We start from the raw sequence: 14059 nt of genomic DNA, 5'->3' as shown, positions 1-14059 counted from the left end.
GGCGAGTTAGCGAGAAGAGGTCGGTTTCGTAACGTCCCACTGCATCAGATCTTCCAGGATTCTCAGCCGCTGCTCTGCGCACTGGCGGGCCAGCCAGGACACTCCCTTTGTCGCTGAAAAATAGTGCTGATAAAACTGACGTGCGGTAGACCTCTTCATAATTTACCTCCTCGCTTCATCGGGAAGAATTATTGGCCTAATATAGGGATAAATAAATTGCTGGTTTTTTGTCAGGAGTTCCCCTTTTATGCCTTCCGGTCGTCTGCAACAACAATTCATCCGCCTGTGGCAGTGCTGCGAGGGGCAGTCGCAGGAGACTACGCTGAACGAACTGGCCGAGCTGCTTAACTGCTCCCGGCGTCATATGCGCACCCTCCTCAACACCATGCAGCAGCACGGCTGGCTCAGCTGGGAAGCGGAGGCGGGACGCGGCAAGCGCTCGCGCCTGACGTTCCTTTATACCGGCCTGGCGTTGCAGCAGCAGCGGGCGGAAGATTTGCTGGAGCAGGACCGCATCGATCAGCTGGTCCAGCTGGTGGGCGACAAAGCCGCCGTGCGCCAGATGCTGGTCTCACACCTGGGACGCAGCTTTCGCCAGGGACGCCACATTCTGCGGGTGCTTTACTACCGCCCAATGAAAAATCTGCTGCCCGGTACGGCGCTGCGTCGCTCTGAAACCCACATGGCCCGGCAGATATTCAGCGGCCTGACGAAAATAAATGAGGAAAACGGGGAACTGGAAGCGGATATCGCCCACCACTGGCAGCAGCTTTCCCCCCTGCACTGGCGTTTCTTTTTACGCCCGGGCATTCATTTCCACCATGGACGCGAGCTGGAGATGCGTGACGTCATCGCCTCTTTAGAGCGCGCCCGCACGCTGCAGCTCTATTCGCATATCACGCGGATCCACTCCCCAACGGCCTGGACGCTGGATATTGAGCTATCGCAGCCGGACAACTGGCTTCCGTGGCTTCTGGGCTACGTGCCCTCGATGATCCTGCCTGCCGAGTGGCGATCCCTGAACAATTTTTCCAGCCAGCCGATTGGTACAGGCCCCTACTCCGTTACGCGCAATAACAGCAATCAGCTGAAGATCCGCGCCTTTAATGACTATTTTGGCTATCGGGCGCTGATCGACGAAGTGAACGTCTGGGTGTTACCGGACCTCAACGAAGAGCTGAGCGCAGGCCTCACCCTGGAAGGACCAACAACCAGCGAAAAGGCGTTCGAGAGTCGCCTTGAAGAGGGCTGCTACTATCTGCTTTTTGACAGCCGCAGCCATCGCGGGGCGAATCACGACGTCCGCAAGTGGATAAGCCATATTCTGGCCCCCGCGAACCTGATTTATCACGCTGAAGAGCAATACCAGACCTGGTGGTTCCCGGCCTATGGCCTGCTTCCGCGCTGGCACCATGCACAGCCGGTCCGCAGCGAGAAACCTGCCGGACTGGAGACCATCACCCTCAGCTACTATCGCGATCACATTGAGCACCGGTTTATCGCGAGGATCATGAGTAAGCTGCTGGCAGCCGAGGGGGTGACGCTGGCGATACAGGAAGTGGACTATGATGAATGGCACCGTGGGGATGTGGTCAGCGATATCTGGCTCAACAGCGCGAACTTCACGCTGCCGCTGGATTTCTCACTCTTTTCACACCTGTATGAAGTGCCTCTCATTCAGCACTGCATCAGCCGGGACTGGCAGCAGGACGCCGCAAGGTGGCGGGCAGGAGAGATGGATCTGGCCGCCTGGTGCCAGGAGCTGCTGGCCGGGCAGACGATCGTACCGTTAATTCACCACTGGCTGCTGATCCAGGGGCAGCGCAGCATGCGCGGCCTGCGTATGAACACCCTGGGCTGGTTTGATTTTAAATCCGCGTGGTTTGCGCCGCCGGAGCCATAACGCTTTCGTAATATTCACCAAATCATTACAATAGCGCCGTTCTCAACGGGGTGCTGCATCACTGATGTGCGCTGAGATCATACCCGTCGAACCTGATCCGGATAACGCCGGCGAAGGGATTTGAGGCTGTTTCTCAAAATCCTTTGCCACTCAACCCTGAGGTGCAAAGTGTTAAAAAACGTTCTTCCTCTGCTGGCGCTGTTTGCGCTGCCTGTTTTTGCTAAGCCTGTTCTGACGATCTATACCTACGACTCCTTCTCCGCCGACTGGGGCCCTGGCCCGGTGGTGAAAAAAGCCTTTGAAGCCGACTGCAACTGCGAGCTGAAGTTCGTGGCGCTGGAAGATGGCGTGTCGCTGCTCAACCGCCTGCGTATGGAAGGCAAAAACAGCAAGGCCGACGTGGTGCTCGGGCTGGATAACAACCTGCTGGAAGCCGCCACGCAAACCAGACTGTTTGCCAAAAGCGGCGTAGCGGCAGATGCCGTCAACGTGCCGGGCGGCTGGAAAAACGACACCTTCGTTCCCTTCGATTACGGCTACTTTGCGTTCGTCTACGATAAAAACAAGCTGAAGAATCCGCCGAAGAGCCTGAAAGAGCTGGTCGAAAGCGACCAGAAATGGCGCGTGATTTATGAAGATCCGCGCACCAGCACGCCGGGCCTGGGGCTGCTGCTGTGGATGCAGAAAGTCTACGGCGACAAAACGCCGGAGGCGTGGCAGAAGCTGGCTGCGAAAACCGTTACGGTCACGAAAGGCTGGAGCGAAGCCTATGGCCTGTTCCTGAAAGGCGAAAGCGACCTGGTGCTGAGTTACACCACCTCTCCGGCCTACCACATTATTGCCGAGAAGAAAGATAACTACGCCGCCGCGAACTTTGCCGAAGGGCATTATCTCCAGGTGGAAGTGGCGGCGCGGACCGCTGCGAGCAAGCAGCCGGAACTGGCCGAAAAATTCCTGAAATTTATGGTCTCCCCGGCATTCCAGAACGCCATTCCGACGGGCAACTGGATGTACCCTGTTACCGACGCGGCGCTGCCGGCAGGCTTTGAGAAGCTGAACAAACCGCAGACCGCGCTGGAATTTACGCCGCAGCAGGTTGCCGCTCAGCGCGCCGCATGGATAAGCGAATGGCAACGCGCCGTCAGCCGCTGATCCCCGGCTGGTTAGTGCCCGGACTGATTGCCGCCATACTGATGGTGGTCGTCAGTCTGGGCGCGTTTCTCGCGCTGTGGTTTAACGCGCCAGAGAGCGATCTGCTCGCGCTCTGGCACGATAGCTATCTCTGGCACGTCATCCGTTTCTCCTTCTGGCAGGCATTTCTCTCCGCGCTGCTGTCAGTCATCCCGGCCATTTTCCTTGCGCGCGCCCTCTATCGCAGACGTTTCCCCGGCAGGCTGGCCCTGCTGCGCCTGTGTGCCATGACGCTGATCCTGCCCGTACTGGTGGCGGTGTTCGGGATTCTGAGCGTATACGGTCGCCAGGGCTGGCTGGCCTCCCTCTTCAACCTGCTTGGTCTGGAATGGACCTTCTCCCCTTACGGCCTGAAGGGCATTCTGCTGGCGCATATTTTTTTCAATATGCCGATGGCGACGCGCCTCTTTTTACAGGCGCTGGAGAACATTCCCGGCGAGCAGCGCCAGATTGCCGCCCAGCTTGGCATGCGCGGCTGGTCGTTCTTCCGTTTTGTCGAATGGCCGTGGCTGCGACGTCAGATCGCCCCGGTTGCCGCGCTGATCTTTATGCTCTGCTTCGCCAGCTTTGCCACCGTCCTTTCGCTCGGCGGCGGGCCGCAGGCCACCACCATTGAGCTGGCGATCTATCAGGCGTTAAGCTACGACTACGATCCGGGGCGCGCCGCGCTGCTGGCGATCGTGCAGATGGTGTGCTGCCTGGCGCTGGTGTTACTTAGCCAGCGGCTGAGCAAAGCGATTCCCGCAGGAAGCAATATCCTTTCCGGCTGGCGCGATCCGCAGGACAGCCTGCACAGCCGCATCTCGGACGTGATGCTGATCGCGCTGGCGCTCCTGCTTCTGCTGCCGCCGCTGCTGGCCGTGATCGCCGATGGCCTCAACAGGAATGTGGTGTCGGTACTGCAACAGCCGGTCCTGTGGCAGGCCACGTGGACCTCGTTGCGCATCGCGCTGGCAGCCGGGCTCCTGTGCGTGATCCTGACCATGATGCTGCTCTGGAGCAGCCGCGAGCTGTACGCGCGCCATGCCCGCAAAGCCGGACACGCGCTGGAACTGACGGGTATGCTGATCCTGGCGATGCCGGGCATCGTGCTGGCGACCGGCTTCTTTTTACTGTTTAACAGCACCATCGGCCTGCCGGAAAGCGCCGACGGCATCGTCATTTTTACCAACGCCTTAATGGCCATCCCGTATGCGCTGAAGGTGCTGGAAAACCCGATGCGGGATGTTAACAGCCGGTACAGCGCCCTGTGCCAGTCCCTTGGCATTATGGGCTGGCGGCGGCTGAAAGTGGTCGAACTACGCGCCCTGAAACGGCCGCTCGCCCAGGCGATGGCCTTCGCCTGCGTGCTGTCGATTGGGGATTTTGGCGTGGTGGCCCTCTTTGGCAACGAGGATTTTCGCACGCTGCCGTTCTGGCTTTATCAGCAAATTGGCTCCTACCGCAGCCAGGACGGTGCCGTCACGGCGCTGCTCCTGCTGCTGCTGTGCTTTGCCTTATTTACCGTTATCGAAAAACTTCCGGGGCGTGATGTTAAAACTGACTGATGTAACCTGGCTTTACGAGCACCTGCCCATGCGTTTTACTCTCTCCGTTCGTCAGGGAGAGCGAATTGCGGTGCTTGGCCCAAGCGGGGCCGGAAAAAGTACCCTGCTCAATTTGATTGCCGGTTTTTTGCAGCCTGCCAGCGGGTCGATAGTCATTGATAATGGCGAGTATACCTACGCTCCGCCGGCTAAGCGCCCGGTGTCGATGCTGTTTCAGGAAAACAATCTGTTTAATCACCTTACGGTGTGGCAGAACATCGCGCTGGGAATCGATCCGGGGTTAAAGCTCAACGCTGCGCAGCGTCAGAAGCTGGCGGCGATTGCCGAACAAATGGGCCTGTCCGCGTTGATTACCAGACTGCCCGGTGAGCTTTCCGGCGGCCAGCGTCAGCGCGTGGCGCTGGCACGTTGTCTGGTGCGCGAACAGCCGCTGCTGCTGCTTGACGAACCCTTCTCGGCCCTTGATCCGGCCCTGCGCCAGGAGATGCTTTCGCTGGTTGAGGAGGTTTGCCAGCGCCAGCAGATCACGATGCTGATGGTTTCGCACAGCATTGAAGATGCCGCACGCATCGCGCCGCGATCGGTAGTGATCGCGGAGGGACGGATTTTGTGGGATGGCACGACCGACGCCTTAATGAGCGGGAAAGAAATCGCGTCAGGATTACTGGGTATAAAACCGTAGGCCGGGCAAACGCAGTGCCGCCCGGCGTTTAACGGCTCACCACTTTCAACAGGATCTCACCATACACCGGCATCAGCGGGTGACGAATCAGCGCGACCAGCGCCACCACCGCCACGCCCAGCGTCAGCGGGGCCAGCCAGAGCAGGCGCGTGCGCGGGAGATAGCGCGTCAGGCGATCGACGCTGGCTTTCGCGCTGCGCCATAGCCGCCAGCAGAGCCAGACCGCCAGCCACAGCAGTACCGCCGTTCCCAGCAGCAGCCATTTGAACTCACCGCTTTGCATACCGTCAGGAATATCAATGGCCGCGCCTGCCAGAATACCCGGCAGGAAGTAGAACGGCGGCCAGAAGACGCAGCCAATGATGTTCGGCACCACGAATTTCGCGACGGGCAGGTCCAGCATCCCGGCAACCATCGGCACCAGCGGACGCGTTGGGCCAACGAAGCGCCCCACGAGGATGGTGAACATGCTGTGCTGATGCAGCGCATGCTCGGTTTTATCCAGCAGCGCTTTGTTCTTTTTCATGAACGACCAGCGGTGCAGCGGCTTCTTAAAGCGCCAACCCAGCCAGAAGGAGACCCAGTCCCCCAGCAAACAGCCGATAATCCCGGCCATCCACGCCTGCCAGAAATTGACCTCACCGCTGCCGATAAGCGCCCCAAGCCCCGCCATCATCACGGTGCCGGGCAGGATCAGCCCGACCAGCGCCAGCGATTCCAGAAACGCCACCAGCGCCACGGCGATGAGCGAATACATAACGGACTGGGTAATAAAATGTTCCAGCAATGCCTGCATAACTATTCCGGTCAGAAAACGAATCAGCGATTCTGCTTAGCGCCCTGCACCGCGTCAAGGCAACAATTGTCTGAATAGTTTACAGGGTGCTTTCTGAGTTCACCTGTATGTTTAGCTTTTTTTACCGATTATTCACATCCCGCGCGAAATTCACTGGGGCTGGCGCCGGTGCACTTCTTAAACACGCGAGAGAAATAGAGCTGATCTTCAAAGCCCACGTTGCGTCCGACGGTGGCGATAGGCATTCGGGTGGTGCTGAGCAGCAGTTTCGCCTGGCTGATGCGCTGATCCTCACGCCAGCTGAGCACGCTCACGCCAAGCTGCTGGCGGAACAGATGTGAGAGCCGTGACGGTGACAGACAGACGTGCTGGGCAACGCTGGCGATATCAAACTGGCTGTCGGCCAGATGGTCGCTGATGTACTGACAGGCATCACGGACACGGTTGTCCAGCGGCGGGTTAAGCGATTCGTTGATCGCCTCCATGCGGCGCAGCAGCACCTGCTCAAGCAGGTTGATCGCCAGCAGCTCGGCATAGCGCCCTCCCGCCTGCCCCGCCTCAATAATTTGTGCGAACAGTTCACGAAACTGCGCCAGATGCGCCTCATCCGGCCGATAAAAACCGGTTTGCGCGAAAATAGCCGGCCATGAGAGCCACTCCTGCCAGTAGGCGCGCGGGCGGAAATAGACCCACTGGTGATACCACTCTTTGGCATCCGGGTGACGCCCGTAGTGGTGGATCTCCCCCGGCGGGAACAGCAGCATATCGCCCGGGCGGCAAACAAACTGCCGATCGCCGTTTTTGATCACCCCTTCCCCGCGTACGGTCAGGTTCAGAATATACCCTTTCATGCCGAGCGGTCGGTCGACGTAAAAATCGAGATACCCCTCGGCCTCAATTGGCGTCAGCCCCGCCACCAGATGGGCGTTAAATGAGTATCCCGGCAGCAGGGGATCGTTTTGCGGTTCGGCCATAGATTCAGTTCTCCAAAGGGTCCTGAAGGAAACCATTTGTCCATATCGTTAAAAGCAGTATAAAAATGGCCCGCGAAAAGATCCAAAAAGCATCACGCCTCTTTTACGTCCGCCATGTTTCAGCCTTTTCCCCTGATTTTTCTGCCGACACGGGCAGAGAAGCAGTAACAAAAGTGTCTATAAGTGCGGCAGAAATGTCCACATTGAATATTTGCACGGCGTCACACTTTCCGTTGCTACAGCAATTTAGTCCATAAGATTAGCGGATCCTGCCTGACGATTTTTGTCCCCAGTCTCTAATGTTCTTCCATACCTGTTTCGGATGGAGCAACACCATGGCAATTGCAATTGGCCTCGATTTTGGCAGCGACTCGGTTCGCGCGCTGGCAGTGGACTGTACGACTGGCCAGGAGATAGCAACCAGCGTTGAGTGGTATCCGCGCTGGCAAGAGGGGCGCTACTGCGACGCGCCAAACAACCAGTTCCGTCACCACCCGCGCGATTACATTGAATCGATGGAAGCGGCGATCAAAACCGTGCTGGCTGAACTGTCGGACGCCCAGCGGGCCGACGTCGTGGGGATTGGCGTGGACAGCACCGGCTCAACGCCTGCCCCTGTCGATGCCGAAGGCCGCGTACTGGCGCTGCGCCCGGAGTTTGCCGACAACCCGAACGCCATGTTTGTGCTGTGGAAAGACCATACCGCCGTGGAAGAGGCGGAAGCCATCACCCGCTTATGCCATCAGCCAGGCAAGACCGACTACTCACGCTATATCGGCGGGATTTACTCCAGCGAGTGGTTCTGGGCCAAAATCCTGCACGTTACCCGCGCGGACGCTTCGGTCGCCCAGGCCGCGGCATCATGGATTGAGCTGTGCGACTGGGTGCCCGCCCTGCTCTCCGGCACCACTCGCCCGCAGGATATCCGCCGCGGACGCTGTAGCGCCGGACATAAATCCCTGTGGCATGAAGGCTGGGGCGGTCTTCCTCCGGCAGCGTTCTTCGATGAGCTTGACCCGATCATCAACAAAAACCTGACATACCCGCTCTTTACCGACACCTTCACCGCCGATATTCCGGTCGGCACGCTCTGCGAAGAGTGGGCGACGCGTCTCGGCCTGCCGCAAAACGTGACCATTTCCGGCGGCGCGTTCGACTGCCACATGGGCGCCGTGGGCGCGGGTGCGCAGCCTAACACGCTGGTGAAAGTGATTGGCACCTCCACCTGCGACATTCTGACGGCAGATAAGGCCAGCGTCGGAGACCGCGCGGTAAAAGGCATCTGCGGCCAGGTTGACGGCAGCGTGGTGCCGGACTTTATCGGCCTTGAAGCGGGTCAGTCCGCGTTTGGCGATATCTACGCCTGGTTTGGCCGCGTGCTCGGCTGGCCGCTGGATCAGCTGGCTGCCGCGCATCCTGAGCTGAAAACACAGATTATCGCGAGCAAAAAACAGCTCCTGCCGCAGCTCACTGAAGCCTGGGCAAAAAATCTGTCTCTCGATCACCTTCCGGTGGTGCTGGACTGGTTCAACGGTCGCCGCACGCCGTTCGCGAACCAGCGCCTGAAAGGGGTGATTACCGATCTCAACCTGGCGACCGACGCGCCCGCGCTGTTCGGCGGCCTGATTGCTGCCACCGCGTTCGGCGCGCGCGCCATTATGGAGTGCTTCACCGAACAGGGCATCGACGTGAACAACGTGATGGCGCTGGGCGGTATCGCCCGTAAAAACCCGGTAATTATGCAGGCCTGCTGCGACGTGCTGAACCGTCCGCTGCAAATAGTGGCCTCCGATCAGTGCTGTGCGCTGGGCGCCGCGATTTTCGCTGCCGTGGCCGCAGGCGTGCATGCGGATATCCCGACCGCGCAACAGCATATGGCGAGCGCCGTCGAAAGTACGCTCCAGCCGCAGCCTCAGCAGGCACAACGCTTTGAACAGCTTTATCAGCGCTACCAGCAATGGGCAAAAAGCGCCGAACTTCACTATCTCCCTGTCGCCGCCCCGGCCAAAAGTACCGCGGACACTACGGCAACCCTGACACATTAAGGACACGATAATGACCATTTTTAATAATTATGAAGTGTGGTTTGTGATTGGCAGCCAGCATTTGTACGGGCCGGAAGCGTTGCAGCAGGTGACGAAACATGCGGAGCACGTTGTGAATGCCCTGAACGCGGAAGCCAAACTGCCGTGCAAACTGGTGCTGAAGCCCCTGGGTACGACGCCGGACGAAATCACCAACATCTGCCGTGATGCCAACTACGACGACAAATGCGCCGGCCTGGTGGTGTGGCTGCACACCTTCTCACCGGCCAAAATGTGGATCAACGGCCTGGCAATTCTCAACAAACCGCTGCTGCAATTCCACACTCAGTTCAATGCCTCCCTGCCGTGGGACAGCATCGACATGGACTTCATGAACCTGAACCAGACCGCGCACGGCGGCCGCGAGTTCGGCTTCATCGGCGCGCGCATGCGCCAGCAGCATGCCGTGGTAACCGGCCACTGGCAGGACGGCCAGGCACAACAACGCATTGGCTCCTGGATGCGTCAGGCGGTCTCTAAGCAGGACACCCGTCACCTGAAGGTGGTGCGTTTTGGCGACAACATGCGCGAAGTGGCGGTCACCGACGGTGACAAAGTGGCCGCGCAGATCAAGTTTGGTTTCTCCGTCAACACCTGGGCGGTGGGCGACCTGGTGCAGGTAGTGAATGACATCAGCGAGGGTGATGTTAACGCGCTGGTAGATGAATATGAAAGCAGCTACCGCCTGACGCCTGCGGCGCAAGTTAACGGCGACAAGCGCCAGAACGTGCTGGATGCCGCACGCATTGAGCTGGGCATGAAGCGTTTTCTGGAACAGGGCGGCTTCCACGCCTTTACCACTACATTTGAAGACCTGCACGGCCTGAAACAGCTGCCGGGTCTGGCAGTACAACGTCTGATGCAGCAGGGCTACGGCTTTGCGGGCGAAGGCGACTGGAAAACTGCCGCTCTGCTTCGCATCATGAAGGTGATGTCGACCGGTCTACAGGGCGGCACCTCCTTTATGGAGGACTACACCTACCACTTCGAGAACGGCAACGATCTGGTGCTCGGCTCGCACATGCTGGAAGTCTGTCCCTCCATCGCGGTTGAAGAGAAACCGATCCTTGACGTGCAGTACCTCGGCATTGGCGGCAAAGCGGATCCGGCCCGTCTTATCTTCAACACCCGTACCGGCCCGGCCATCAACGCCAGCCTGATCGACCTCGGCGACCGCTTCCGCCTGCTGGTGAACTGCGTCGATGCGGTTGAAACCCCGCATTCTCTGCCGAAGCTGCCGGTCGCCAATGCCTTGTGGAAAGCGCAGCCGGACCTGCCAACCGCGTCAGAGGCGTGGATCCTGGCGGGTGGCGCGCACCACACCGTCTTCAGCCATGCGCTTGACCTGAACGATATGCGTCAGTTTGCCGAGCTGCACGACATCGAGCTGACCGTGATTGATAACGACACCCGTCTGCCAGCCTTTAAAGACGCGCTGCGCTGGAACGAAGTCTATTACGGTTCAAAACGCTAAGTACGCAATGCCCGTTGGCACTGCGTTTACCGGGCCTACGATCCTGTAGGCCGGATAAGCGAAGCGCCATCCGGCACTGGAGACAACCATGTTAGAAGATCTCAAACGTCAGGTACTTGAAGCTAACCTGGCGCTGCCAAAACATAACCTGGTGACCCTGACCTGGGGCAACGTCAGCGCCGTTGACCGGGAAAAAGGGGTATTCGTGATCAAGCCTTCGGGCGTGGATTACGCGCTGATGACCGCAGAGGATATGGTCGTGGTCAGCATCGAAACGGGTGAAGTGGTCGAAGGCAACAAAAAGCCCTCATCCGATACGCCGACTCATCGCCTGCTGTATCAGTCCTTCCCGACCATCGGCGGCATCGTGCATACCCATTCGCGTCACGCGACCATCTGGGCGCAGGCGGGCCAGTCCATTCCGGCCACCGGCACCACCCACGCAGACTACTTTTACGGCACCATTCCCTGCACGCGTCTGATGACCGATGCGGAGATCAACGGTGAGTACGAATGGGAAACCGGGAACGTGATTGTCGAAACCTTTGAAAAACAAGGGATCGATGCGGCGCAAATGCCCGGCGTACTGGTGCACTCCCACGGTCCGTTTGCCTGGGGGAAAAATGCGGAAGACGCGGTGCATAACGCGATCGTACTGGAGGAAGTCGCCTACATGGGGATCTTCTGCCGCCAGCTGGCGCCGCAACTGCCGGATATGCAGCAAACCCTGCTGGATAAGCATTATCTGCGCAAGCACGGCGCGAAGGCGTACTACGGGCAGTAAATCATTGCCCGGTGGCGCTGCGCTTACCGGGCCTACGGATCCTGTAGGCCGGATAAGCGCAGCGCCATCCGGCAAAACAGATACTGTATAAAACCCCAGCAAACACCCCTCAACCAGGCTATAATCAGGCCTGGTTTTGTTTTGTGGGATCGCAGCGTGGCACAGGCGCAAGAAGGCTTTTTACTGACCCGACACTGGCGGGATACCCCTCAGGGCACCGAGGTTGCGTTCTGGCTGGCGACGGATAACGGCCCGCTGCACGTTACCCTGCCGCCTCAGGAGTCCGTGGCGTTTATCCCTGAAGGCCACGTCGAGAAGGTAAAGCAGCTGCTGCGCGGTGAAAACGGCTGGCGCCTCACGCCTCTTGAGCTAAAAGATTTCCACCGTCAGCCGGTGTATGGCCTTTACTGCCGCGCCCATCGCCAGCTGATGCGCTACGAAAAGCTGCTGCGCGAAGCGGGCGTAACGCTCTACGAAGCGGACATTCGCCCGCCGGAACGTTTTCTGATGGAGCGGTTTATTACCGCGCCCGTCTGGGTGGATGGTGCGGAACAGAATGGCAGTCTCGTGAACGCGCGCCTCAAGCCTAACCCGAATTATCGCCCGCCGCTCAAGTGGGTCTCGCTGGACATCGAAACCACCCGTCACGGCGAACTGTACTGCATTGGCCTGGAAGGCTGCGGACAGCGGGTTGTCTATATGCTCGGGCCACCGAACGGCGATGCATCCGCGCTGGATTTTCAGCTTGAGTACGTCAGCAGTCGCCCGCAGCTGCTGGAGAAACTTAACCAGTGGTTTGCCGAGCACGATCCGGACGTGCTGATAGGCTGGAACGTCGTCCAGTTTGACCTGCGCGTGCTGCAAAAACATGCCGAACGTTACCGCATTCCCTTAATACTGGGACGCGGCAACAGCGAGCTGGAGTGGCGTGAGCACGGTTTCAAGAACGGCGTTTTCTTTGCCCAGGCCAATGGTCGCCTGATTCTCGACGGCATCGAGGCGCTGAAATCCGCCTTCTGGAACTTCTCGTCATTCTCCCTCGAAGCGGTCGCCCGGGAGCTGCTCGGCGAAGGGAAATCCATCGACAATCCCTGGGACAGAATGGACGAGATTGACCGGCGCTTTAACCAGGATAAGCCGGCGCTCGCCACCTATAACCTGAAAGACTGCGAGCTGGTGACGCAGATTTTCCACAAAACTGAAATTATGCCTTTTCTGCTTGAGCGCGCGACGGTGAACGGCCTGGCAGTCGACAGGCACGGCGGCTCGGTAGCGGCCTTTAGCCACCTCTATTTTCCACGAATGCACCGCGCGGGCTATGTCGCACCCAACCTTGGCGACGTGCCGCCGCAGGCCAGCCCCGGCGGCTACGTAATGGATTCTCGGCCCGGGCTGTATGACTCGGTTCTGGTGCTGGACTATAAAAGCCTGTACCCGTCGATTATCCGCACCTTCCTCATTGACCCGGTAGGGCTGGTGGAGGGAATGGCGCAGCCAGATGATGAACACAGCACCGAAGGTTTTCTTGGGGCACGCTTCTCGCGCGAAAAACACTGCCTGCCGGAAATCGTGGGAAACATCTGGCACGGCCGCGACGAGGCGAAACGCCACGGCAACAAACCGCTCTCGCAGGCGCTGAAAATCATTATGAACGCCTTTTACGGCGTGCTGGGTACCAGCGCCTGCCGCTTCTTTGATCCGCGTCTGGCGTCGTCCATCACCATGCGCGGGCACGAGATTATGCGCCAGACCAAAGCGCTGATTGAATCCCGGGGCTATGACGTCATTTATGGCGATACCGACTCCACCTTTGTCTGGCTGAAAGCCGCCCATTCGGAAGACGACGCCGCGCAAATCGGCAAAGATCTGGTCGCCTTTGTGAACGACTGGTGGCGCGAAAGTTTGCAAAAAGAGCGGTTAACCAGCGCGTTAGAGCTGGAGTTTGAAACCCATTTCACCCGCTTTTTAATGCCTACCATTCGCGGAACCGACCAGGGCAGCAAGAAGCGCTACGCCGGGCTGATTCAGGAAGGTGAAGCGCAACGGATGGTGTTTAAGGGGCTGGAGACGGTGCGCACTGACTGGACGCCGCTGGCACAGCAGTTCCAGCAGACGCTCTACCTGCGAATATTTCGCAACGAGCCTTATCAGGATTACGTGCGCGACACCATCGCCAGCCTGATGGCGGGTGAACTGGATGACCAGCTGGTGTATCGCAAACGCCTGCGCCGCCCGCTGGCAGAGTATCAGCGTAACGTTCCCCCTCACGTGCGCGCGGCGCGGCTGGCGGACGAAGAGAACGTTCGTCGGGGACGCGCACCGCAGTATCAGAACCGGGGGACGATAAAATACGTCTGGACGACGAACGGACCGGAACCCGTTGATTATCAACAGTCGCCTCTCGATTACGATCACTACCTCACCCGCCAGCTTCAGCCGGTTGCGGAGGGAATTTTACCGTTCATCGACGACGACTTTGCTACACTAGTGACAGGACAACTTGGGCTATTTTGACGCGTGACGAAACCGTTGCCATCCAGTACCATAGCGCCCTTTCCATTCCCGGACCCATTTTTCGATGACCGTCTTTTTTGACGGGGGTCGAACTATTGCCTGCAATTAAA

General features: G+C 58.8%; 11 protein-coding genes and 1 riboswitch. Of the genes, 8 read left to right on the top strand and 3 right to left on the bottom strand.

Annotated elements, in window-relative coordinates:
• Positions 1-6: 6 nt before the first annotated feature.
• On the bottom strand, positions 7-159 hold the full coding sequence (sgrT, locus tag IM300_RS09600) for a glucose uptake inhibitor SgrT (protein WP_003856388.1): 153 nt from the start codon (positions 157-159) through the stop codon (positions 7-9).
• A gap of 88 nt (positions 160-247) precedes the next feature.
• Here sgrT and sgrR point away from each other — a divergent pair, with 88 nt between their 5' ends.
• From sgrR to thiQ, 4 genes are all read left to right on the top strand, one after another.
• Positions 248-1903 (top strand): HTH-type transcriptional regulator SgrR, encoded by a 1656-nt coding sequence (gene sgrR, locus IM300_RS09595; protein WP_193036301.1) that lies wholly within the window; start codon positions 248-250, stop codon positions 1901-1903.
• 36 nt (positions 1904-1939) lie between these two features.
• Positions 1940-2040: riboswitch (TPP riboswitch) on the top strand.
• 31 nt (positions 2041-2071) lie between these two features.
• Complete coding sequence (gene thiB / locus IM300_RS09590) at positions 2072-3055, top strand: thiamine ABC transporter substrate binding subunit (protein ID WP_063867444.1); 984 nt, start codon at positions 2072-2074, stop codon at positions 3053-3055.
• Entirely contained in the window at positions 3031-4641 is a 1611-nt protein-coding gene (thiP, locus tag IM300_RS09585; RefSeq protein ID WP_193036299.1) for a thiamine/thiamine pyrophosphate ABC transporter permease ThiP, read from the top strand. The genes thiB and thiP overlap by 25 nt, the downstream gene beginning before the upstream one ends.
• Positions 4625-5323: a thiamine ABC transporter ATP-binding protein ThiQ gene (gene thiQ, locus IM300_RS09580; protein WP_107534683.1), complete on the top strand. Its 699-nt coding sequence runs from the start codon at positions 4625-4627 to the stop codon at positions 5321-5323. Before thiP ends, thiQ begins: the two co-directional genes overlap by 17 nt.
• Positions 5324-5351: 28 nt before the next feature.
• Here thiQ and IM300_RS09575 read toward each other — a convergent pair whose 3' ends face one another.
• Entirely contained in the window at positions 5352-6119 is a 768-nt protein-coding gene (locus IM300_RS09575) for a DedA family protein (RefSeq protein ID WP_193036297.1), read from the bottom strand.
• Positions 6120-6247: 128 nt separating this feature from the next.
• On the bottom strand, positions 6248-7093 hold the full coding sequence (gene araC, locus IM300_RS09570) for an arabinose operon transcriptional regulator AraC (RefSeq protein ID WP_028015490.1): 846 nt from the start codon (positions 7091-7093) through the stop codon (positions 6248-6250).
• Positions 7094-7428: 335 nt separating this feature from the next.
• Between araC and araB the strand changes: the two genes are divergently transcribed.
• From araB to polB, 4 genes are all read left to right on the top strand, one after another.
• The gene (gene araB / locus IM300_RS09565) at positions 7429-9138 is read left to right on the top strand and encodes a ribulokinase (RefSeq protein WP_193036295.1); all 1710 of its coding nucleotides are present in this window, start codon (positions 7429-7431) and stop codon (positions 9136-9138) included.
• 10 nt (positions 9139-9148) lie between these two features.
• Complete coding sequence (gene araA, locus IM300_RS09560) at positions 9149-10651, top strand: L-arabinose isomerase (protein WP_063450678.1); 1503 nt, start codon at positions 9149-9151, stop codon at positions 10649-10651.
• 88 nt (positions 10652-10739) lie between these two features.
• Positions 10740-11435 (top strand): L-ribulose-5-phosphate 4-epimerase, encoded by a 696-nt coding sequence (gene araD / locus IM300_RS09555; RefSeq protein WP_193036293.1) that lies wholly within the window; start codon positions 10740-10742, stop codon positions 11433-11435.
• Between the two features lie 156 nt (positions 11436-11591).
• Entirely contained in the window at positions 11592-13949 is a 2358-nt protein-coding gene (gene polB / locus IM300_RS09550) for a DNA polymerase II (RefSeq protein ID WP_193036291.1), read from the top strand.
• Positions 13950-14059 lie beyond the last annotated feature (110 nt).

The organism is Enterobacter cloacae complex sp. I2 (assembly GCF_014896205.1).
Taxonomy (GTDB): domain Bacteria; phylum Pseudomonadota; class Gammaproteobacteria; order Enterobacterales; family Enterobacteriaceae; genus Enterobacter; species Enterobacter quasihormaechei.
Note: the sequence above shows the minus strand (reverse complement) of the source record. Positions and strands in the feature narration are given on the sequence as shown.